The organism is Brevundimonas vesicularis, from assembly GCF_032067225.1.
GTDB classification, from domain to species: Bacteria; Pseudomonadota; Alphaproteobacteria; order Caulobacterales; family Caulobacteraceae; genus Brevundimonas; species Brevundimonas vesicularis_F.
This window is the reverse complement of sequence record NZ_DAMBJX010000050.1, coordinates 1-21,219: the sequence shown is the minus strand read 5'-3', so window position 1 is coordinate 21,219 and position 21,219 is coordinate 1. Positions and strand designations below refer to the sequence as shown.

Here is a 21,219-nt window from a genome sequence, read left to right as displayed (position 1 = left end):
CTCCAGCATCTTGTTGACCTTGGCGCGCACGGCCATCAGCTGGTCGATCTCGCAATCGATGAACAGCGGGAAGTGAGGCACATTCTGGACGCTGTCGACCATGCGACGCGCAACCGCCTTCTTCATGCCGTCCAGCGGGATCAGGTCGTAGCTGCCGTCCGGAATGCCCATCTGCGCCAGAGATTGCGCCTTGCGCGGCTCGGCTGCGGTCGTGGCGGGCGACGCCGAAGAGGCGGTCGCCGGTTGGGTCGAACCCTTGCCAGCGGCCTCGACGTCGCGCTTGACGATGCGGCCGTGGGGACCGGTGCCCTTGATCGACTTCAGATCGACGCCGTTCTGCGCGGCGATACGTCGAGCGAGCGGCGACGAGAAGATGCGATCTCCGCTGTCCGACTTCGGCGCGGCGGGCGCCGGATCGGCAGGCGTGGCGGCCTTGGGCGCCTCGGCAGCAGTGGGAGCGGCCTCTGCCTTCGGAGCCTCTTCGGTCTTGGCGGCGGGTTTTTCGGCCGGCTTGGATACGGCTGCGCCGCCCTCATCCTTCAGGCGGGCGATGGGGGTGTTGACCTTCACACCTTCCGTGCCTTCGGCGACCAGGATGTCGGTGATCTCGCCTTCATCCACGGCCTCGACTTCCATCGTCGCCTTGTCGGTTTCGATCTCGGCGATCACGTCTCCGGCTGAGACGACGTCCCCGACGTTGACGTGCCACTTGGCCAGAACGCCCTCCTCCATCGTCGGAGACAGGGCCGGCATCAGGATGTCGGTCATCAGGCGTTCCCCCCGGTTGGCGCGATCGGTTCGGCGACAGTGCGGACGTCATTCGCCTTCACCACTTCGCTGAGACCTTCGAGGATGCGGTGGTAGGCCGCAGTTTCATCGTGTTGATGCCGCACGGCATAACCATGCGCCATATGTCGAGCCGCATAGGCCAGCAGCCGACCGAACTGTATGGGATCGTTGAAGGCCGGTTTGACGGACATCACCGGCTCGTCCTTCGACCACCACATCCGAAGGACTTCGATGGCCTTGGGGTCAGCAGCGACGCTGTCTGGCGTCGTCAGCATGAACTCCGATGCCTCGGTCATGCCATCACCTGCTTCACGGCCGCGATGATCTTGTCCACGCCTGGCAGCGACAGCACTTCCAGATTGGCGGCATAGGGCAGCGGCACGTCTTCCTGGTGCACGCGCAGTGGCGGAGCATCCAGATAATCGAAGGCGTGCTCAATGACGCGGGCCACGACCTCGGCGCCGACGCCCATCGGACCCCAGCCCTCTTCGGCCGAGACCAAACGGTTGGTCTTCTTGACGCTCTCGACGATGGTCTCGTGATCCAGGGGGCGCAGAGTGCGCAGGTCGATCACCTCGGCCTCGATACCCTCCTCAGCCAGCTTCTCGGCCGCCTGTAGCGCGAAGCCGACCATGCGGCTGTGGGCGGTGATGGTGACGTCCTTGCCTTCGCGACGGACCTTGGCCTTGCCGATCGGCAGGACGTAGTCCTCGACCTCCGGCACGTCGAACTCCAGGCCGTACATCATCTCGTGTTCGAGGAAGACGACCGGGTTCGGGTCACGAATGGCGGCTTTCAGCAGGCCCTTGGCGTCGGCCGCGTCGTACGGCGCGATGACCTTCAGACCCGGCACCTGCGCATACCAGGCCGAGTAGTCCTGGCTGTGCTGGGCGCCGACGCGCGAAGCCGCGCCGTTCGGGCCGCGGAACACGATTGGCGCGCGGATCTGACCGCCCGACATATAGAGCGTCTTGGCGGCCGAGTTGATGATGTGGTCAATCGCCTGCATGGCGAAGTTGAACGTCATGAACTCGACGATCGGCTTCAGACCCGACATGGCGGCGCCGACACCCAGGCCGGCGAAGCCGTGCTCGGTGATCGGGGTATCGACGACGCGCTGATCGCCGAACTCCTGCAGCAGGTCGCGGCTGACCTTGTAGGCGCCCTGATACTGGGCGACTTCCTCGCCGATCAGGAAGACGCGATCGTCGCGGCGCATCTCTTCGGCCATGGCGTCACGCAGGGCGTCGCGCACGGTCGTCTTGACCAGTTTGGCGTCGGTCGGGATTTCCGGGTCTCGCAGTTCGACCTTGGGCGTCGCGGTCTGGGCTGGCGCCTTTTCCGGATCGCCGGTCTTGCCTTCGGCCGCAGCCTTGGGCGTCTCAGCTTCGCCCTGCGCGGGGTCAGCCTTCGGCGCGGGCGCCGCTGCGCCATCTTCGCCGGCCAGACGCGCGATCGGCGTGTTGACCTTCACGTTCTCGGAGCCTTCGGCGACCAGGATTTCAAGCACTTCGCCTTCATCCACGGCCTCGACTTCCATCGTCGCCTTGTCGGTTTCGATCTCGGCGATCACTTGGCCGGCCGACACGGTGTCGCCCGCCTTGATATGCCATTTGGTCAGCGTGCCCTCTTCCATCGTGGGGGACAGCGCCGGCATCAGAATGTCGGTCACGGATCAGGCCTCCACGTAGACGTCGGTATAGAGCTCGGACGGATCGGGTTCCGGGCTCTCTTGGGCGAATTGAACAGCTTCGGCGACGATCGCCTTGATCTCGTTGTCGATGGCCTTGAGCTCGTCCTCGGTCGCATTGGCGGCCGACAGCAGCGTCTTCAGGTGATCGATCGGGTCGCGGGTCTTCTTGACCTCGTCGACCTCTTCCTTGGTCCGGTATTTGGCCGGGTCTGACATCGAGTGACCGCGATAGCGATAGGTCTTCACTTCCAGAATGAAGGGACCGCCGCCCTCGCGGGCGCGCTTCACCGCACGCGCCGTGGCGTCGCGCACGGCCAGCACGTCCATGCCGTCGACCTGCTCGCCCGGAATGCCGAAGCTGGCGCCGCGCTGATACAGTTCGGTCGTCGAGGACGAGCGTTCGATGCTCGTGCCCATGGCGTACTGGTTGTTCTCGATGATGTAGATAGCCGGCAGCTTCCACAGCTGCGCCATGTTGAAGCTCTCGTAGACCTGCCCCTGGTTCGAGGCGCCGTCGCCGAAATAGACGAAGGCCACCGAATCGTCGCCGCGATACTTGCCGGCGAAGGCCAGGCCAGTGCCCAGCGCCACCTGGGCGCCGACGATGCCGTGACCGCCGTAGAATCCGGTCGGCACGTCGAACATGTGCATCGATCCGCCCTTGCCCTTGGACGAACCGCCGCTACGGCCGGTCAGCTCGGCCATGACTTCCTTGGGATCCATGCCGGCGGCCAGCATGTGGCCGTGGTCGCGATAGCCGGTGATGATCTTGTCGTGGCCTTGTTTGACGCTCTCCTGAACGCCGACCGCCACGGCCTCCTGGCCGATGTACAGGTGGCAGAAGCCGCCAATCAGACCCATGCCGTAGAGCTGGCCCGCACGCTCTTCGAAGCGGCGGATCAGAACCATCTCGCGATAGAAGCGCAGAAGGTCTTCCTTGGACGCCGTCGGCGTGTTGGGCAGTTTGTCAGGCGTGGTCGTCTGAGCGGATTTGGCTGGGGCTTTCGCCATCCGGTATCTCCCGGCTAGGCGCCGAGAACCGACGCCTTCTTATCGTTACGGAAAGGGGCTTTAGCAGCCTTCCTTCCGGTAACGCAAAGGGGTGCGGGTCGCCCTGTAACAATAGTTCAAGTGGTGAAGGTCGCTTAGCCTTGGGCGGCCGGGGCCGAGACGCGGATCACATAGTCGCGCGGGTCAGAGAAGCCGAGCACAGCGCGCGCGCGCTCTTCCAGAAGATCGCGAGACAGACTGTCGGTGCGCAGATAGCGCACCCGTGTCTCAAGGTCGCGGCGCTGCTCGGTCAGATGCGCCAGCTGGTCCTCGCGTTGCCCCAGAAGGGCGTCGCGAGACGATCCGCTCAGCAGTCCGCGCTCGCCCGTCAGCGCCTGCACCCCGAGATAGGCCAGAAGCAGCAACAGGGCGAGGGACAGGCGGTAAGGTTTCATCCGTTCGGGCACTTGAGACGCTCCTTCTGAGCGCGAAAACACAGTTCAGAAACCGTGCCCGAAAATGCCTAACGAAATGTAGCTTGGCCGTAAGATAGTCGGCGGAAAACGCTGATTCTCCGCCGACAATTCCGTTTTTTATTTCAGCAGCATGCCGTCGCCGAAATAGACGCCCTGGTCGCCCAGCATTTCCTCGATGCGGAGCAACTGGTTGTACTTCGCCACCCGGTCGGAGCGGGCCAACGAGCCGGTCTTGATCTGCCCGCAATTGGTCGCCACGGCCAGGTCGGCGATGGTGTAGTCCTCGGTCTCGCCCGACCGATGGCTCATCACGGCGGTGTAGCCTGCGCGGTGGGCCATATCGACGGCGTCCAGCGTCTCGGACAGGGTGCCGATCTGGTTGACCTTGATCAGGATCGAGTTGGCCAAACCTTCGCCGATACCGGCGGCCAGACGCGCCGGATTGGTCACGAACAGATCGTCGCCGACCAGTTGGACCCGGTCGCCCAGGCGCTCGGTCAGCAGGCGCCAGCCGTCGAAGTCATCCTCGGCCATGCCGTCCTCAATCGACACGATCGGGAAGCGTTCGCACAGATCGACCAGGTAGGCGGCCATGCCTTCGGAATCGACGGTCTTGCCCTCTCCGGCCATGACGTATTTGCCGTCCTTGAAGAATTCGGTCGAGGCGACGTCGAGGCCCAGGTGGAAATCCTCGCCCGCGAGGTAGCCCGCCGCCTGGCCCGCCTTGGTGATGAAGCTCAGCGCCTCATCGGCCGAGGCCAGATTGGGCGCAAAGCCGCCCTCGTCCCCGACGTTGGTGTTGTGCCCGGCGTCTTTCAGTTGCTTCTTCAGGGCGTGGAAGATTTCGGCGCCCATGCGTACAGCGTCCGAAAAGGTTTCGGCGCCGGTGGGCAGGATCATGAACTCCTGGATGTCGATCGGATTGTCGGCGTGGGCGCCGCCGTTGATGATGTTCATCATCGGGGTCGGCAGGACGCGGGCCGAGACGCCGCCCAGATAGCGATAAAGTTCCTGATTGGCCGACAAGGCGCTGGCCTTGGCGACCGCCAGAGACACGCCCAGGATCGCATTGGCGCCCAGACGGCCCTTGTTGGGCGTGCCGTCCAGTTCGATCATCGCCTCGTCGATCCGGCGCTGTTGCTCGGCGTCCATGCCGGACAGGGCGTCGAAGATCTCGCCGTTGACTGCGTCGACCGCCTTCTGGACGCCCTTGCCGCCCCACATGTCCTTGTCGCCATCACGTAGCTCTACCGCTTCGTGCGCGCCCGTAGACGCGCCGGACGGCACGGCGGCGCGGCCGAACGAACCGTCTTCCAGCGTGACATCGACCTCGACCGTCGGATTGCCCCGGCTGTCGAGGATCTGGCGGGCGACGATGTCGGCGATGTCGGTCATGGCTCGGCTCTTTGGCTCAAGGGGCAAGGGAGGTCCGACCGTTTAGCCGCCTCCCCGCCAAACGCCAATGCCGACATCGTCGCCGGGCGTCAGGAACAGCCTTCGACCAATTGGATGGAGGGATCGCCAGCGTGGACCATCATCACCTTGCCGTCGCTGCCGATCTCATATCGAACGCCACGCGCCGACGGATCGGTGACATAGGTCGTCGATCCGCCCTTCGACCAGACGAACAGATCCTCGGCCGGCGCTTCCTGATATTTGTGCGGCTGGGCGAAGACCGCACCGCCATAGGCTTGCTTGATCGCCATGGCGGTATCGCCCACCCCGAATCCACGATCGGTCTTCGTCGTCGCACCGCGCGCCAAGGTGATTCGCGTCAGCACGCCGTTCTGAATCATCACCTGCACATCGGCGGGCGCCTTGGCGGGATGGAATTGGTCACAGACTTCAGGCTCGGCGCCGCCGGCTGCGTTCGGTTGGGCGTCCTCGCCCCAGACCTTCACCAGCTCGGCGCGCGTCATGCCGATTCGCACCGGCCCCAGACCTTCGGCCGTCAACGCATTCGGATCAACGGCGGGCGTTGCGGGCGTCTCGTTCGCCGAAGCGACCGGCGCTGCGGCGGGCTCCGAGACGCGCTCTTCGGCGCGGTTACAGGCGGCGAGGGTCAGCAGCGCGCAGGCGCTGACGGCGGTAAAACGAATCATCATGCGGCGTCTCCAACGGAAGCTTCACCGCATTGAACGCACGAAAACGGCGCGCGGGTCACCGCGCGCCGTCGAAATCGTCATCCGACCGAAGTCGGGATCGCCTGAAAGACTAGTCTTCCTTCGGCGTGATGACCTGACGACCGCGATAGGTGCCGGTCTTCAGGTCGATGTGGTGCGGGCGCTTCAGCTCGCCGGTGTCCTTGTCCTCGACGTAGACGTTCGAGGTCAGGGCGTCGTGGGCGCGGCGCATGTTGCGACGCGAGGGAGATACTTTGCGCTTCGGAACGGCCATGTCCGTCTCAATCTTCTAAGTCGGGCGCCGCCCAGAGCCGAGCTCCGTCTAGCGCGAAAACAATAGCGGCGGCCCTCAGGACCGCCACGCGAGGCGCGGCTTATGCATGAACCGCGCGACGATTTCAAGGCGTTTAAGCAGGCGTCAGACGCCGGACGATCTTCGCAGGATTGCCGACCACCACCACGTCGGACGGCACGTCCTTTGTCACGACGGATCCCGCGCCGATCACCGACCGATCGCCGATGGTGACGCCCGCCAGAACGATCGCGCCGCCGCCAATCCAGACGTCGTCCCCGATGACGATCGGCCGCGCCGTCTCCTCGCCCCGGCGGGCGACCGCGTCCAACGGATGTTCCGGCGTCAGAAGCTGCACGCCTGGCCCGGCCTGAAAGTTGTCGCCTATACGAATCTCGGCGCAGTCCAGGAACACGCAGTTGGCGTTCGCAAAGGCCCGCGCGCCCAGGTGGATGTTGACGCCGTAGTCGCAGAAGAAGCCCGGCATGATGATCGCCTTGCCGTCGGCAGCATTGACCAGTTCGTTGACCAGGGCGCCGCGCCGGTCGCGATCCGGCTCGGCGTTGATGGCGACGGTCAGGGCCACGGCGCGGGCGCGACCGTCGCGCAGATCGGAATCGCCCGGATCGTAAGGCAAGCCCGCCAGCATCTTCTCGCGCTCGGTCATGCGGCCTCCGTCAGAGCGTCAGCCACAGCCTCGCCTATAGCCAGGGAGCTGGTCAGGCCGGGGCTCTCGATGCCGAACAGGGCCATCAGGCCGTCGATACCGTGATGCTCGCGCCCATGAAGTTGGAAGTCCGGTTGCGGCTCGCCCGGCCCATGCAGTTTGGGCCGGATGCCGGCGTAGTCCGGCGTCAGGGCGCCGTCGGGCAATCCCGGCCAAAAGCGGCGAATGTAGGTGGCGAACTCTTCGGCCTTGGCAGGATCGACCGAGTAATCCTCGGTTTCGACATAGGCCAGGTCGGGCCCGAACACGGCCTGACCACCCAGATCCTTGCGATAGTGGGTGCCCAGCGCGCCGGGGATGGGCGGCGGATAGATCAGCCGATCAAACGGCGCCTTGCCCGTCAGACGGAAATAGACGCCCTTGCCGAAATGTCCGGCGGGAATGTCGCCGGGCGGATAGCCTCCGATCAACGCCGCCACCGCCTGGGCCGACAGTCCGGGCGCGGTGACCAAAAGGCGGCTCGTGACCTGCATCGCCCCCTCCCCGCCGACACGGATCGTGAAGCCGCCGCCCGTCAGGGCCTCTGCGCCCTCGAACGGCGCCGAGACCACGACCGATCCGCCCGCATCCTCGATCTCGCCCTGCAGGGCCAGCATATAGCCGTGACTGTCGAACAGGCCGCTCTCGGGCGACAGGATGGCGGCGTGGGCGTTCAGCTCCGGCTCCAGCGCCCGCGCCTGGGCGCCGGTCAGATGCGCCAGCCCCTCGACGCCATTCGCCGTCGCCTGTTCGAAGATGGCCTCGATCCGCTCGACCTCGGCCTCTTGCGTCGCCACAACCAGCTTGCCGCATTTCCAATGGTTGATCTTGCGGCTGGCCAGGAAGTCGTAGAGCGCGCGGCGTCCCTCGACGCAGAAGCGGGCTTTCAGTGAACCGGTCGGATAATAGAGCCCGCCGTGAATGACCTCGGAATTGCGGGAGGAGACGCCCTGGCCGATGTGGGCTTCCTTCTCCAACACCAGCACCGTCAGGCCCCGTTTCGACAGCGCCCGTCCGCAGGCCAGGCCCACAGCCCCGGCGCCCACGACGGTCGCGTCGAAATCGAAACTCATCGGACGCCGTATCTCCGTTTCGCCTCGGCCTCGAAACAGCCGATCAGCTTTTCCACCGCCCGGTCGAAGTTCGCCGATAGCATCATGTCCAGCATCCGGGATTTGAAGGCGAAGTCGATCATGAACTCCAGCCGCGTGCCGTCGGGATGGGGAAAGAACTCCCAACGGTTCTTCAGGTGCTTGAAGGGGCCGCGCAGCAAGCCGACCTCGACCTTGGGCGCATTGCGATCATGCCGGACCCAGGTGGAGAACCGCTCCTTCAGGAAGGAAAACCCGACGCTGGCCTCCGCGTCCTTCAGGCTGACGCCCTCGCCTTCCTCGCGCGCGTTCCAGACGCGCATCGACGTCACCCACGGCACGAAGTCGGGATAGGCGCGCACGTCGGCGACCAGATCGGCAAGCTGTTCGGGCGCATAGGGAAGAATGCGCGTGACGCGGTGGACGGCCATGCGGGACTTAGCGGCGCAGCTGCGCCTCGCGCGCCGCCTTCAGCCGGGCGAAATCGTCGCCGGCATGGTGCGACGAACGCGTCAGCGGGCTGGACGAGACCATCAGGAAGCCCTTGGCCCGGGCGATCGCCTCATAGGCCTTGAACTCTTCCGGCGTCACGAACCGATCGATGGCGGCATGTTTGCGCGTCGGCTGCAGGTACTGGCCGATGGTGATGAAGTCGACGCCGGCGGACCGCATGTCGTCCATCACCTGCATGACCTCTTCCTTGGTCTCGCCCAGGCCGACCATGATGCCGGACTTGGTGAACTGGTTCGGGTCGCGCTCCTTGACCATCTGCAACAGGCGCAGGCTGTGGAAGTAGCGCGCGCCCGGCCGGATCTTCAGATAAAGGCGCGGAACGGTCTCGAGGTTGTGATTGAAGACGTCGGGCTTGGCGTCGATCATCACCGCCGCCGCGCCGTCCTTCCTCAGGAAGTCGGGCGTCAGGATCTCGATGGTGGTGTCCGGCGCCTGGATGCGGATCTGGCGCACCACCTCGGCGAAGTGGGCCGCGCCGCCGTCGGCCACATCGTCGCGATCGACCGAGGTGATGACGACGTGGTTCAGCCCCATCTGCTGGACGGCCAGGCCCACCTTGCCCGGCTCTTCCGTATCCAGCGGCTGAGGCAAGCCCGTCTTGACGTTGCAGAAGGCGCAGGCCCGCGTGCAGGTGTCGCCCATGATCATCAAGGTGGCGTGTTTCTGGCTCCAGCACTCGCCGATGTTCGGGCAGGCCGCCTCTTCACAGACCGTCAACAGCCCCTTGGAGCGAACGATCTCCTTGGTGGCGTTGTATTGACCAGAGCCCGGCGCTTTGACCCGCAGCCAGTCGGGCTTTTTCAGAACGACCGACTCGGGCCGGTTCTGCTTTTCGGGGTGGCGCAGCTCGGACGGCTTGCGCTGAAGGGTGTCGATCAGGGTGACCATGGCCGGTATGTCGGACTTTGAGGCCGTTTAGGCAAGGCACACCGGGTAACAGACTTGCCGCAGGCGTGATCGCGCATCGGAACTCACGCGACGTTACGCATCTTTTCAAGATGACGCGGCGTCATTAATGACAGTCGCCCGAACAACAGAGAGGGCCGCCCGCGTCCTCCATAGGAGACGCGCTTGCGCCAGGCCCTGGATCCCTCGCTTTACGACTCGACCCTGATCGACGCCCTGATCGATGCGCGGTCGCGTTTCGGCGACAAGGAAATCCTGGAGGATCAGGACAGGCACCCGCTGACCTACACCGGCCTGATCCGCGCCGCCTTCGTGCTGGGACGCAAGATCGCCAATATGACCGACAAGGGCGAGCGGGTCGCCATCCTGCTGCCATCGTCCATGGGCGTCGTCGTCACCTTCTTCGGTCTGCACGCCCACGGCCGCGTGCCGGTGATGCTGAACTTCACCGCCGGCGAAGCCAATCTGAAGGCGGCCATCAAGGCCTCCGGCGTCAAGAAGGTGCTGACCGCAAAACGCTTCATCGATCAGGCCAAGCTGGACGACCTGATCGTCGAACTGAAGACGGTGGCCGAGGTCGTCTGGCTGGACGATGTCCGCAAGACCATCGGCTTGGCCGACAAGCTCTACGGCCTCGCCGCCGGCGCGGCGCCCAAGCGGTTCCGCGTGAAGACGGATCCGGACGCACCGGGCGTCGTCCTGTTCACCTCCGGCAGCTTCGGCACGCCCAAGGGCGTGGTGCTGAGCCAGAAGAACCTCGTCGCCAATGCGCGGCAGGTAGCGGCCCATATCAACCTGCTGCCGGAATGGGTGATGTTCAATCCCCTGCCGACCTTCCATTGTTTCGGCCTGACCGGCGGGGTCATCCTGCCGCTGCTGCAAGGGTTGAAGGCCTTCCAGTATCCGTCGCCGCTGCACGCCAAACAGATCACCGACCTGCTGCCCCAGGTGAACGCCTCGATCCTGTTCGCGACCGACACCTTCCTGAACCAGTACGGCCGCGTCGCCGAACCGAACGACTTCTCGACGCTGAAGTTCGTCGTCGCGGGCGCCGAAAAGGTGAGGGAGGAAACCCGCACCCTGTTCAACACCAAGTTCGGCGGCGTCGAACTGCTGGAAGGCTACGGCGCAACCGAGGCCTCGCCTGTCATCGCCGTCAACCATCCTGACCGCAACGCGCCCGGCACCGTGGGCCAGGTCCTGCCCGGCATCGACTGGAAGCTGGAGCCGGTCGAGGGCATCGACGCGGGCGGCCGGCTGATGCTGCGTGGGCCGAACGTCATGAGCGGCTATGTCACCTCGGCCGAGCCCTTGGCCTGGGATCCGATCGGCGACGACTGGCTGGACACCGGCGACATCGTCGATGTCGATGACCAAGGCTATGTCACCATCCGGGGCCGCGCCAAGCGCTTCGCCAAGATCGGCGGCGAGATGGTTTCCCTGACCGCCGTGGAAGGCATCGCCGGCGCCGTCTGGCCAGATCAGCGCCACGCCGTCGTGTCGATACCCGACAGCCGCAAGGGCGAGAAGTTGGTGCTCGTCACAGACCATGCCGGGGCCGAGGTCGCGCCCCTGGCTGAATGGGCGCGAACCAATGGCGCGCCCGAACTGATCGTGCCGAAAAAGATCGTCAAGGTCGCCGAAGTGCCCGTCCTGGGCACCGGCAAGACCGACTATGTGTCCATTCAGAAGATGGTTGAGGCCGAGAAGGCGGCTTGATCAGCCGATCCGGACGCCTGTCATCGAGATCGAGCCGCCGTCGATACGGTCGTTGAAGAAGCTGACCGCCTCGCCCAGCTCCTGCTGGGCGGCGATATAAAGCACCGGCAGGAAATGCTCGTCGGTCGGCACGCTTAGCTGCGCGTCCTCGGCCAGACCCACCCAATCGATCAGGGCCTCATGGTCGCTCCGTTCGAACGCCGTCTTCACCGCCTCGTTGAAGCCGGTCGCCCAGGCGTAGGGTTCGGCGCCGTCCTCGCGTTTCCAGGTCCGCAGATTGTGGACGAAGTCGCCCGAGCCAGCGATGACGATCCCTTCATCGCGCAGAGGCTTCAGCGCCTTGGCCAGATCGTAATGCTGACGCGCCGTCAGCTCGCGGTTCAGCGACAGTTGCACGACCGGCACGTCGGCCTCGGGCCACACATGGCACAGCACCGACCAAGTCCCGTGATCCAGGCCCCACCCTTGCGTCTGGACGGCCCCGGTCAGCGCCGACACCCGCGCCGCCAAGGCGGGCGACCCGGGCGCCGGATACTGCATCTGATGAAGTTCGCGCGGAAAGTTGCCGAAGTCATGGATGGTCTCGGGCCTCTCCTGCGCGGTGACGCCCAGCCCGCGTGTCTCCCAGTGGGCGGAGATCATCACCGCACCCTTGGGCTTACCGATCGCTTCGCCCAGCGCGCGCCAGGCCGCCCCGTAGGGACCGCCGAGCGCGTTCATAGGCGAACCGTGACCGAAGAAGACGGCGGGCTGGCGCATCGGATCAGCCGTGCAGCTTCTTGGCCAGCTCGGCGATATGCTTGCCTTGGAACCGGGCGCCGTCCAGCTCGACGTCGCTAGGCTGACGCGAGCCGTCGCCGCCCGTGATCGTCGATGCGCCATAGGGCGAACCGCCGTGGATGGCGTCCAGCGTCATCTGTCCCTGGAAGGAATAGGGCAAACCCACGACCGGCATGCCGTGGTGCATGAAGAAGTTATGCAAGCCTTGGAACGTCGTCTCCTGGCCGCCGTGCTGGGTCGCAGTGGCGGTGAAGGCGCCGCCGATCTTGCCGATCAGCGCGCCCGAGAACCACAGGCCGCCGGCCTGATCCAGGAAGGCGCGCATCTGCGACGCGGCCGAACCGAAGCGGGTGCCGGCGCCGATGATGATGGCGTCATAGTCCTTCAGATCGTCGATCTTGGCGATCGGCGCCTTTTGATCCAGCCTGTAGTGCGAGGCCTTGGCCAGCTCTTCCGGCACGGTTTCCGGCACGCGCTTGATGTCCACGACGGCGCCTTCGACCTCGCGCGCGCCTTCGGCGACCGCCTCGGCCATGGTTTCCAGGTGACCATAGGTCGAGTGATAGAGGACGAGGACTTTCGGCATCGAGGAGGCTCCGTTGAATGACAAGGGTCGTCATTCGCAACAACGACCGTTGCTAACTTGGCGCGCTGCCGGTCCTTCCGCAAGTCCTCGACATCAAATCACGTCTCGAATGGACAGACAGTGTCGTAAAAAGTCCTGTCGCCTGGCGTGGGGCGACCGCGGCGACAATGGAAACGGTGCTCCATCACCATCGCCTGCTGCTCGATGTTCAACGCGTCCCACCGGCAGGTCGGTTCCACGGAATAGGCGTAGGAGGCTGAGGTGTCACCAGCCTTCAGCTTTGCGAATAGCAGATTGACGCCCTGCTGGGCCTGCCAGACGTGCGTCAGTTCATGGATCAGGACGCCCTGCATGCGAACAGGCGCGGCCGCGAAGTCTGAGACGAGCCGCGCTTGCGGCCACACGATCCAGTCTCGCCCGAACCAGCGTCCAGCAACGAAGGCGCGGCGGAACGGCCAACCGATCAAACGGACGGGTTCGAGATCGATTGCGGCCCCGAACGCCTCTCGCGCTAGGCCCTTTTCAGCAACGGTCAGGGCGCGAACGAAGGATCCCAAGGCTTCACATACTCCCAGTGCCACGGTTCATAGACATAGGGCACAAAGCCGAAACGCCCAGCGTTCGTCACCAGCCAGCGATAGGTCGCCGACCGCGCCATATATTCGCGGCTGGCCGGGGTGGTGGAATCGACACCCAGACCCGGCGCCTGGCCGACATACAGATCGACCGCCGTGCCGGTCCGATGCGGCGAGCAGACGGCGCGGCGCAGCCCATCGCAGTTGCCCTGCTGCGCACAGCGCGCCGCGTCCGCCTCGGGATCGCGGAAGCCGGAGAAGATCTGCAGCAGTTCGGGATCGCCCCCCACCTCCGGAACCTCCGCCCGCGCGGCCGCGACCAGCCGGCGATAGGCGTCCAGTACGTCGCGGCGCAGCAGGCGTGTCAGACGGTCGGCATGTTCCTCGGACGCGACCAGATAGCCCAGCTGATTGATCGGCGGCGGCTCGGGACAGGCTCCCGCGACGCGCGCCATGACGAACGGCCGCCGCTCCTGCCAAAGGCCGCGAAACACCTGGAATGTCGCCGCATCGAACAGGCCGGTCGGCGCCAGGCCGTGCGTCTGCTGAAACCCCGCCAGTTGCGATGCGAAGATCGGCGTGCCGGGCCCGCAGGCCGTATGCAGTTCGCGCTGGATCAGCGGCAGATAGGCCTGCCACCCCCACTCCGCCGCCCCGAACGGCGCCCATTCCATGCTGTAAGCCGACGCAGCGTTCGCCAGTCCCTGCGCCTGCCAGCCGTCGGCGTTGGTGTGACAGGGCCCGGCCGCACGCGCGCCGCCGGCAAACGTCAGAACGAAGCAAACGGACAGGAACGCAAAAAGGCTTCGCCACATGGCCCACAGGAAGCCCCAAGCCGGTCGATCTCACAAGTGCATGCGTCACCGATCGCTGGCATGGTGGCGCGCGGCCGACTCGCGCCGCGCCTTTCGGACCGATGCATGTCCACCGCCGCGCCGACCGCGCCCCGCCGTTCCAACGCCGTGCTCGCGGCCTTTTCCGGCCCGTGCCTGCCGCTGGCGGCCTTCGGGGTCGCCCTGCCCGTCACCCTGCCCGAGTTCTACGCCACCCATGTGGGTTTGGAGCTGGGAGTTGTGGCGGCCGTCTTCATGGCCGTGCGCCTGATCGACATCGTCTTCGACCCCTTCATCGGCTGGGGCATGGACAAGACCAAGACGCGGTTCGGTCGCTATCGCCCGTGGATGGCGATCTCGACGCCGATCCTGATGCTGTCGGCTTTTATGATGTTCGTCGTGGTCCAGCCCGGCGCCGGGCCGGCCTATCTCTTCGGCTGGCTGCTGGTCCTCTATCTCGGCTTTTCGATCGGCACCCTGGGCCAACTCGGCTGGGCCGCCGTGCTTGCGCCGCAGTATGACCAGCGCAGCCGCGTCTACGGCTGGTGGCAGGTGTTCAACATCATCGGCGTGATCCTGATTCTGGTGCTGCCGACTGTGGTGGTTCAGACGGGCATCGGGAAATATGCCGACGGCGTGCGCATCATGGGCTGGGCCATTCTGTTCGCCCTGCCCGTCACCATCGGCCTGGCCATGGTCGCCGTCCCCGAACCCGTCAACGCAGGCGACCAGCCGCATGGCGGCGCCGGCGCCTATCTGGCCCTGCTGAAGATGCCCACGGTCCGGAAGCTCTTGATCGCCGACCTGTTGCTGGGCGTCGCGCCGGGCATCACGGGTTCGCTGCTGTTTTTCTTCTTCGGACAGATCAAGGGTTACGACCACAGCCAGGCCGGTCTGTTCATGTTGTTCTATTTCATCGCCGGTCTATGCGGCGCGCCCATTTGGGCCTGGCTGGCCACGCGCATCGGCAAGGACAAGGCCCTGGCCGTCGCCAGTCTGATCTTCGCGGCCCTCTACATCGCCGCCACCCTGGTCCCCGGCGGCAACTTCATGTTGACGGCAGGCGCCATGTTCATCGCCGGCCTGCCCTATGCGGCCGGCCTGTTCCTGTTGCGCGCCATGATGGCGGACGCGGGCGACGAGGTGCGACTGGACACGGGTGTGGATCGCACCGGATTGATGTTCTCCATCCTGTCCGCGACGACCAAGATCGGCCACGTGGTCGCGCTCATCCCCTATTTGATCCTGCAGGTTGTGGGCTTCAAGGCGGTGCCGGGCCCGACAGGCAACAGCGACTTTTCCCTGCTGACGCTCCAGATCCTGTTCATTCTGGTCCCCGGCCTGTTGCTGGCCGCCGCCGCCTGGGTGCTGAAGGGCTATCCCCTGACGCCGAAGCGGCACGATGAAATCCGCCTCGCCCTGGAAGCCCGCGACGGAGCCCGCCGTTGAGACCGATCGACCGCCTGCTCGGCGTCATGGAACGGTTGCGCGATCCCGACGGCGGCTGCGCCTGGGACGTGGAGCAGACCTTCGCCACCATCGCCCCCTACACGATCGAGGAGGCCTATGAGGTCGCCGACGCCATCGAGCGCAACGATCTGGTCGAGCTGAAGGGCGAACTGGGCGACCTGCTGTTCCAGGTCGTCTTCCACGCCCGCATGGCCGAGGAACAAGGGCTGTTCGCCTTCGACGACGTGGTCACGGCCATCGCCGACAAGCTGGAGCGCCGCCACCCGCACGTTTTCGGTGACGAGGCGCAGCGCTCCTCGAAGGAACAGACCATCGCCTGGGAAGCCATCAAGGCCGCCGAGCGCAAGGACCGCAAGAAGCCCGGTGTTCTGGACGATGTGCCGGTCGGCCTTCCCGCCCTGACCCGCGCCGCCAAACTGACCAAGCGCGCCGGCCGAGCGGGCTTCGACTGGCCTTCCACCGACGAGGTGTTCGACAAGCTGGCCGAAGAGGTCGAGGAGTTGCGCGTCGAGATCGCCGCCGGCGACAAGGCCAAGGCGCGCGAAGAGCTGGGGGATCTTTTGTTCGTCGTCGCCAACCTGGCGCGCAAGCTGGACGTCGAGCCCGAAGACGCCCTGCGCGCCGCAAACGCCAAGTTCGTGCGTCGCTTCGGCTTCATCGAGGCGGAGCTCGCGAAGGAAGGCCGCACGCCCGACCAATCGGACCTGGCCGAGATGGACCGCCTCTGGGACGCCGCAAAGGTCGCGGAAAAGGCCGCGCCTCAAGCCTGAGCGATCCCGCGTGACCTACGACCTTATCATCTTCGACTACGACGGCGTGGTCGCCGACAGCGAGGTGCTGAACAGCACCGTCATGGCAGAGCAACTGACCGCCATCGGCCTGCCGACCTCGCTCGACGACGTCTTGGCCGCCTATACGGGCAAGCGCTGGCGAGACAATCGGCCGGTCGTCGAGGCGGCCTTGGGTCGCGCCTGCCCTGACGACTTCCACACCACATGGTTTGCGACCTGTCGCCAGCGCGCGCCGCACCAGCTTGAGCCCGTGCCCGGTCTGCTGGACTTCGTCGCCGCCCGGACCGAGCCTCGCTGCATCGCCTCGTCCAGCGGCCCCGACTGGATCGGCGTCGGCCTAGACCTGTTCGGCCTGACGGACCATTTCGACGGCGCGGTCTTCACCGGCCTGGTGGTCGAGCGCGGCAAGCCCCACCCCGACATCTTCCTGCATGCCGCCGACGCCATGGGCGTTGATCCGATTCGCACCCTGGTGATCGAAGACAGCGAGGCGGGCGTCACCGCCGGCGTCGCGGCCGGTATGACGGTCGTGGGGCTGACGGCGGGCGGCCATGTCCGCCACGGCCATGCCGAACGCCTGACGGCGCGCGGCGCACACCACATCGCCGACAGCTATGCGGCCGTCTCCGCCTTCATGGATCGCTGAGCGTCAGAGGTAGCGCAGTTCCTGAAGATCGACGTCACGGAACAGTTTCTTGGCCGTCACCTCGTCCAGCTGACGCGCTCTCAGCAAGCGACGTAACTCTTCGCGCTCGGCGGCCAGCCCTGCAAGCCACAGACGCCGCTCGATGTCGTCCATCTTGCGCGTCAGGGCGGCGTCTTCCTCGTCCGTGCGGGTATGGGTCTCGATCCGCTGGCGATAGGTCTCCATGATCCGGCCAGCGATGTCGGAATAGAGGTCAGGGTTGGACTTGCCCTCCGCCATGGCGTGCGAGGCGTCCTCGATGGCGCGGATGGCGGCGGAGGCGGCGGCGACCCGGCCACGATCCTCTTCCTGCTCATGCGAGGGCTCCGGCGGCAGTTCGACGTTCTTCAGGAGTCTAGGCAAGGCGAAGGTCGCCAGCACCAGCGACACCACAATCACCCCCGCCGCCAGGAAGATCGCGAGGTTCCGCGACGGCATCGGCGATCCGTCGCCCAAGGCGAACGGCAGGGTCAGAATACCCGCCAGAGTGATCGCCCCCCGCACGCCCGCCAGAGACATCACCATGGTCAGCCGCAGACCGACCTTGGCCGGCGGACCGCGATGGCGGCGGCGAAACAGGGTCAGCTTCAGCGAGGTCCAAACCCAGACGAACCGCAACGCCGCCAGGGTGGCGACGATGCCGAACACATAGACCGCCAGCCACCAGACCTCGGGCCGGCTGGTGCCCGCCACCACCTCGGCCGCGCGCGACATGATCGAGGGCATCTGTTCGCCCAAGATCACGAAGATGATGCCGTTGGCGACGAACTGGACCGTGTCCCACACGACGCTGCGCCGGATCCGCGTCATCGCCATCGACTGGCCGGCGATGCCTCCGCGCTCGGTGAAACTCATCGTCACCCCGGCCGCAACCGCCGCCAAAATACCGGACGCGTGCAATTCTTCCGCCACCAGATAGGCGGCGAACGGAATCAGCAGGCTGACCAGAATCTGCGCGCCCACGTCCTCGCCCCACCGTCGGCTGACGAAGCTCTTGGCGTAGCTGATGGCCATGGTGATCAGAACGCCGACGGCGACCCCGACCAGAGCCAGCCAGGCGAACGTCCCGACCGCATGGCCGATCGAAAACGCGCCAGTCGTCGCGGCGGCGACCGCGATCCGCATGCAGGTCAGGCCCGTCGCATCGTTCAACAGCGACTCGCCTTCCAGAATGTGCATCAGGCGCTTGGGGATGGGCGCCCTCGCCGCGATCGCCTGAACCGCGATTGGATCGGTCGGCGACAGGATTGCGGCCAGGGCGAAAGCGACCGGCAGCGGCATCTCCGGGATCATCCACCAGATCAGGAAACCCAGACCGACGACGGTGAACAGCACCAACCCCAGCGCCAGCTCGAGGATGACGGCCCGGTCGCGAAACAGGTCTTCCTTGGGAATTCTCCAGCCGTCCAGAAACAGCAGCGGCGGCAGGAACAGCAGAAAGAAGATGTCCGGCTCAAGATCGACCGTCTTGCCCGTGATCAGCACGATGGCGGCGCCCAGCCCGATCTGAACCAGAGGCAGGGCGATGCGCGTGATCCGCGCGATCGAACCCGACACTACCACGGCCAACAGCAGAAGCAGGACGGTTTCGATCAGATGCATGAAAACTCAGTCGGTCAGGTCGGGATACAGGCGCTCGAATCGCCCGAGCGCCGCAGGATGCAGCCGGACCGTGACGTGAGTACGGCCAAGCTCGTCCGCATCGCGCGCCGTGACCCGCCCATGTTCGTACAGCCACGCCAGGGCCTCGCCCTGATGCGGTTCGAGCGTCAGCTGAGTCTCGGGATCGTCGTCGATCAGGCCGGCGATGATCTGGCGCAGAGGTTCGATCCCCTCGCCCGTCCAAGCTGAGACGGCGACCGCTTCACCGTCCTTCGCCAACCGTTCGGCCTGACCCAGCACGGTTTCACGCGCCTCGTCATCCAGCAGGTCGATCTTGTTCCAGACTTCCAGCACCCGGCGCGTCTTGCCCTCTGGCGTCTCGATCTGTTTCAACACGGCCTCGACGTCCTTGGCCTGGGCGGCGCTGTCTGGCGAGGCGATGTCGCGAACGTGCAGGATCAGATCGGCCTCGCCGACCTCCTCCAGCGTGGCGCGGAAACTCTCGACCAGTTCGTGGGGCAGGTCGGAGATGAAGCCGACGGTGTCCGCCACGATGGCGGGTCGCCCTTGCGGCAACCGGATGGTGCGCTGGGTCGTGTCCAGGGTGGCGAACAGCAGGTCCTTGGCGAAGACCTCCGATCCCGTCAGCCGATTGAAAAGCGTCGACTTGCCGGCGTTGGTGTAGCCGACCAGGGCGATGGTCGGGAACGGCGCCTTCTGACGCTGCTTGCGGTGCAGGCCGCGCGTGCGTCGCACCTCCTCCAGCTCGGACTTCAGCCTGACGATCCTGTCGGCGATCAGACGCCGGTCCAGCTCGATCTGGGTTTCGCCGGGCCCACCGGTCGAACCAGTTCCGCCACGTTGCCGCTCGAGGTGGGTCCAGGTCCGCACCAGACGCGACCGCTCATAATCCAGCCGCGCCAGTTCGACCTGAAGCCGCCCCTCCTTGGTCCGCGCGCGACGGCCGAAGATCTCCAGGATCAGGCCGGTGCGGTCGATGACCTTCACCTCCCACGCCTTTTCCAGATTGCGCTGCTGCACCGGCGTCAGGGCGTCGTCGATGACGGCGGCCTCGGCGTCTGCGGCGCGCACGAGCGCGGCCAATTCCTCGACCTTGCCCGTGCCGAAAAGGGTCGCAGGCGTGGTGATGCGCAGCCGCACGATCTCTTCGGCGCGCACGTCGAGGTCCAGCGCGCGGGCGAGGCCCGCCGCCTCCTCAAGCCGTTCGCTCGCCAGCCGGGGACTGTCCGAGCGTCGGTCGGGGTGAATGACGACCGCCCGGATTAGCGGGACGGTGTGGTCGATCAGTTTTTGGGTCAATCAGTCTTCTTCGGCGTCGGGCTCGTACAGCTGCACGGGCGCGGACGGCATAATGGTTGAGATGGCGTGCTTGTACACCAGCTGGGACTGGCCATCGCGGCGCAGCAGGACACAGAAGTTGTCGAACCAGGTCACGATGCCCTGCAACTTGACTCCGTTGACCAGGAAGATGGTCAGCGGCGTTTTGGTCTTGCGGACCGAGTTGAGGAAGGTGTCCTGAAGGTTCTGACGTTTGTCTTGCGACATGGCAGGTTTTTCCTGTTCTTCGTTGTTTGTCGCCGTGGGAGCGGCGGGGCCGATGCAGCCGACCGTGACCTTAACCGCCGCCCGGCCGCTCGGGCAACGCCCTAAATGGCCCCTCGACGCGCCTGTTCAAGATAGAGTTCTCGCAGGCGGGTCGCGACGGGGCCGGGCTGGCCGTCGCCGATCTTCACGCCGTCCAGCGAAACCAACGGCATGATGAAGGCGCTGGCGGCGGTGACGAACACTTCGCGTGCGCGTTTCGCTTCATCGACCGAGAAGGCGCGTTCTTCCAGTTCGACACCCTCGGCGGCGGCGAGCTCGAAGACGGCTGCTCGCGTGACACCCCGCAGGATATTGGCCTGGATGTCCCGCGTTCTCAGCCTGCCGTCCTCATCCACGATCCACGCATTGGTCGATGCGCCTTCGGTGATCAGACCCATGTCATCGTACATCAGGCACTCGTAGGCTCCGCGCTCGCGCGCCGCCTGTTTGGCCAGCACATTCGGCAGCAGGCCGACCGTCTTGATGTCGCAACGGCCCCAGCGAATATCGGGTTGGGTGACGCCGGCCGCGCCGTTCTGCGCCAGACGCTGATTTCGCGCCGGATCGATCGACTTGGCGGTCACGACCACGCTGGGCGCGATATCGGTCGGAAAGCCATGATCGCGCGGCGCCGTGCCGCGTGTGACCTGCAGATAGACCATGCCGTTGCGCACACGATTGCGCCGCACGGTCTCTCGCAGAACGACGCCCAAGGCGCCGGCGCTCATCGGAATGTCGATCTTGAGTTCGCTCAGACTGCGGTGAAGGCGGCTCATGTGACCTTCGAAATCAGCCAGCCGCCCGTCGAAGACCGACCAGACCTCATAGACGCCGTCTGCAAACTGGAAACCGCGATCCTCGATATGGACCACGGCCTCGCCATGCGCGCTATACGCGCCATTCACATAGGCGACGCGTGACATCAGGCCGGCTCTTCTTCATCGCCGCCGCGTGCAGGCGAGACGCCCAGCGACTTCAGCTTTCTATGCAGGGC

Annotated in this window: 24 protein-coding genes; 4 read left to right on the top strand and 20 right to left on the bottom strand. The window is 65.5% G+C overall.

The window, feature by feature from the left end; all coding sequences use genetic code 11:
* The 12 genes from RT123_RS12365 to lipA all read right to left on the bottom strand — a co-directional run.
* The coding region (locus tag RT123_RS12365) for a biotin/lipoyl-containing protein (RefSeq protein WP_313009421.1) at positions 1-768 on the bottom strand (768 nt) is incomplete at its 3' end.
* Positions 768-1,085, bottom strand: a complete 318-nt coding sequence (locus RT123_RS12360) for a DUF5076 domain-containing protein (protein WP_091746652.1) — start codon at positions 1,083-1,085, stop codon at positions 768-770. The genes RT123_RS12365 and RT123_RS12360, both read right to left, overlap by 1 nt.
* Positions 1,082-2,461, bottom strand: a complete 1,380-nt coding sequence (locus RT123_RS12355; protein ID WP_313009420.1) for a pyruvate dehydrogenase complex E1 component subunit beta — start codon at positions 2,459-2,461, stop codon at positions 1,082-1,084. The genes RT123_RS12360 and RT123_RS12355 overlap by 4 nt, the downstream gene beginning before the upstream one ends.
* A 3-nt stretch (positions 2,462-2,464) precedes the next feature.
* On the bottom strand, positions 2,465-3,493 hold the full coding sequence (gene pdhA, locus RT123_RS12350; RefSeq protein WP_039243674.1) for a pyruvate dehydrogenase (acetyl-transferring) E1 component subunit alpha: 1,029 nt from the start codon (positions 3,491-3,493) through the stop codon (positions 2,465-2,467).
* A 134-nt stretch (positions 3,494-3,627) separates the two neighbouring features.
* On the bottom strand, positions 3,628-3,927 hold the full coding sequence (locus tag RT123_RS12345; protein WP_017504845.1) for an FtsB family cell division protein: 300 nt from the start codon (positions 3,925-3,927) through the stop codon (positions 3,628-3,630).
* A 138-nt stretch (positions 3,928-4,065) separates the two neighbouring features.
* Complete coding sequence (eno, locus tag RT123_RS12340) at positions 4,066-5,343, bottom strand: phosphopyruvate hydratase (RefSeq protein ID WP_039243670.1); 1,278 nt, start codon at positions 5,341-5,343, stop codon at positions 4,066-4,068.
* Positions 5,344-5,432: 89 nt separating this feature from the next.
* Positions 5,433-6,053 carry a hypothetical protein gene (locus RT123_RS12335; protein WP_313009419.1) on the bottom strand — a complete coding sequence of 207 codons (621 nt, stop codon included), beginning with the start codon at positions 6,051-6,053 and terminating at the stop codon, positions 5,433-5,435.
* 109 nt (positions 6,054-6,162) lie between these two features.
* Positions 6,163-6,345: a 50S ribosomal protein L32 gene (rpmF, locus tag RT123_RS12330; RefSeq protein ID WP_026108365.1), complete on the bottom strand. Its 183-nt coding sequence runs from the start codon at positions 6,343-6,345 to the stop codon at positions 6,163-6,165.
* A gap of 133 nt (positions 6,346-6,478) precedes the next feature.
* Positions 6,479-7,030, bottom strand: a complete 552-nt coding sequence (locus RT123_RS12325) for a sugar O-acetyltransferase (protein ID WP_066551418.1) — start codon at positions 7,028-7,030, stop codon at positions 6,479-6,481.
* On the bottom strand, positions 7,027-8,142 hold the full coding sequence (locus tag RT123_RS12320) for an NAD(P)/FAD-dependent oxidoreductase (RefSeq protein WP_313009418.1): 1,116 nt from the start codon (positions 8,140-8,142) through the stop codon (positions 7,027-7,029). Before RT123_RS12320 ends, RT123_RS12325 begins: the two co-directional genes overlap by 4 nt.
* A complete protein-coding gene (locus RT123_RS12315) occupies positions 8,139-8,591 on the bottom strand; it encodes a type II toxin-antitoxin system RatA family toxin (protein WP_307511452.1) in 453 nt (150 codons plus the stop codon). Before RT123_RS12315 ends, RT123_RS12320 begins: the two co-directional genes overlap by 4 nt.
* 7 nt (positions 8,592-8,598) lie before the next feature.
* Positions 8,599-9,561 (bottom strand): lipoyl synthase, encoded by a 963-nt coding sequence (gene lipA / locus RT123_RS12310; protein WP_313009417.1) that lies wholly within the window; start codon positions 9,559-9,561, stop codon positions 8,599-8,601.
* A 183-nt stretch (positions 9,562-9,744) separates the two neighbouring features.
* Here lipA and RT123_RS12305 point away from each other — a divergent pair, with 183 nt between their 5' ends.
* Complete coding sequence (locus RT123_RS12305) at positions 9,745-11,298, top strand: AMP-binding protein (RefSeq protein WP_313009416.1); 1,554 nt, start codon at positions 9,745-9,747, stop codon at positions 11,296-11,298.
* Here RT123_RS12305 and ygiD read toward each other — a convergent pair whose 3' ends face one another.
* The 4 genes from ygiD to RT123_RS12285 form a co-directional block, all read right to left on the bottom strand.
* Positions 11,299-12,057 carry a 4,5-DOPA dioxygenase extradiol gene (gene ygiD, locus RT123_RS12300; RefSeq protein ID WP_313009415.1) on the bottom strand — a complete coding sequence of 253 codons (759 nt, stop codon included), beginning with the start codon at positions 12,055-12,057 and terminating at the stop codon, positions 11,299-11,301. It lies immediately after the preceding gene.
* Between the two features lie 4 nt (positions 12,058-12,061).
* The gene (gene wrbA, locus RT123_RS12295; protein ID WP_313009414.1) at positions 12,062-12,664 is read right to left on the bottom strand and encodes an NAD(P)H:quinone oxidoreductase; all 603 of its coding nucleotides are present in this window, start codon (positions 12,662-12,664) and stop codon (positions 12,062-12,064) included.
* A 98-nt stretch (positions 12,665-12,762) separates the two neighbouring features.
* Positions 12,763-13,221 (bottom strand): hypothetical protein, encoded by a 459-nt coding sequence (locus RT123_RS12290; protein WP_313009412.1) that lies wholly within the window; start codon positions 13,219-13,221, stop codon positions 12,763-12,765.
* On the bottom strand, positions 13,197-13,913 hold the full coding sequence (locus RT123_RS12285; protein ID WP_313009411.1) for a D-alanyl-D-alanine carboxypeptidase family protein: 717 nt from the start codon (positions 13,911-13,913) through the stop codon (positions 13,197-13,199). Before RT123_RS12285 ends, RT123_RS12290 begins: the two co-directional genes overlap by 25 nt.
* Positions 13,914-14,159: 246 nt before the next feature.
* On the opposite strand from RT123_RS12285, the gene RT123_RS12280 reads away from it, so the two are divergent.
* The 3 genes from RT123_RS12280 to RT123_RS12270 are packed head-to-tail and all read left to right on the top strand — an operon-like array spanning position 14,160 to position 16,979.
* The gene (locus RT123_RS12280) at positions 14,160-15,521 is read left to right on the top strand and encodes an MFS transporter (RefSeq protein ID WP_313009409.1); all 1,362 of its coding nucleotides are present in this window, start codon (positions 14,160-14,162) and stop codon (positions 15,519-15,521) included.
* A complete protein-coding gene (mazG, locus tag RT123_RS12275) occupies positions 15,518-16,312 on the top strand; it encodes a nucleoside triphosphate pyrophosphohydrolase (RefSeq protein ID WP_313009408.1) in 795 nt (264 codons plus the stop codon). The genes RT123_RS12280 and mazG overlap by 4 nt, the downstream gene beginning before the upstream one ends.
* A 10-nt stretch (positions 16,313-16,322) precedes the next feature.
* Positions 16,323-16,979, top strand: a complete 657-nt coding sequence (locus RT123_RS12270; RefSeq protein WP_313009407.1) for an HAD-IA family hydrolase — start codon at positions 16,323-16,325, stop codon at positions 16,977-16,979.
* A gap of 3 nt (positions 16,980-16,982) precedes the next feature.
* Here the strand turns inward: RT123_RS12270 and RT123_RS12265 are convergent, their stop codons facing one another.
* From RT123_RS12265 to RT123_RS12250, 4 genes are all read right to left on the bottom strand, one after another.
* On the bottom strand, positions 16,983-18,620 hold the full coding sequence (locus RT123_RS12265; RefSeq protein ID WP_313009406.1) for a Na+/H+ antiporter: 1,638 nt from the start codon (positions 18,618-18,620) through the stop codon (positions 16,983-16,985).
* 6 nt (positions 18,621-18,626) lie between these two features.
* The gene (gene hflX, locus RT123_RS12260; protein ID WP_313009404.1) at positions 18,627-19,940 is read right to left on the bottom strand and encodes a GTPase HflX; all 1,314 of its coding nucleotides are present in this window, start codon (positions 19,938-19,940) and stop codon (positions 18,627-18,629) included.
* Positions 19,941-20,186 carry an RNA chaperone Hfq gene (hfq, locus tag RT123_RS12255; RefSeq protein WP_003164861.1) on the bottom strand — a complete coding sequence of 82 codons (246 nt, stop codon included), beginning with the start codon at positions 20,184-20,186 and terminating at the stop codon, positions 19,941-19,943.
* A gap of 101 nt (positions 20,187-20,287) precedes the next feature.
* On the bottom strand, positions 20,288-21,148 hold the full coding sequence (locus tag RT123_RS12250; protein WP_091746599.1) for a D-amino-acid transaminase: 861 nt from the start codon (positions 21,146-21,148) through the stop codon (positions 20,288-20,290).
* Positions 21,149-21,219 lie beyond the last annotated feature (71 nt).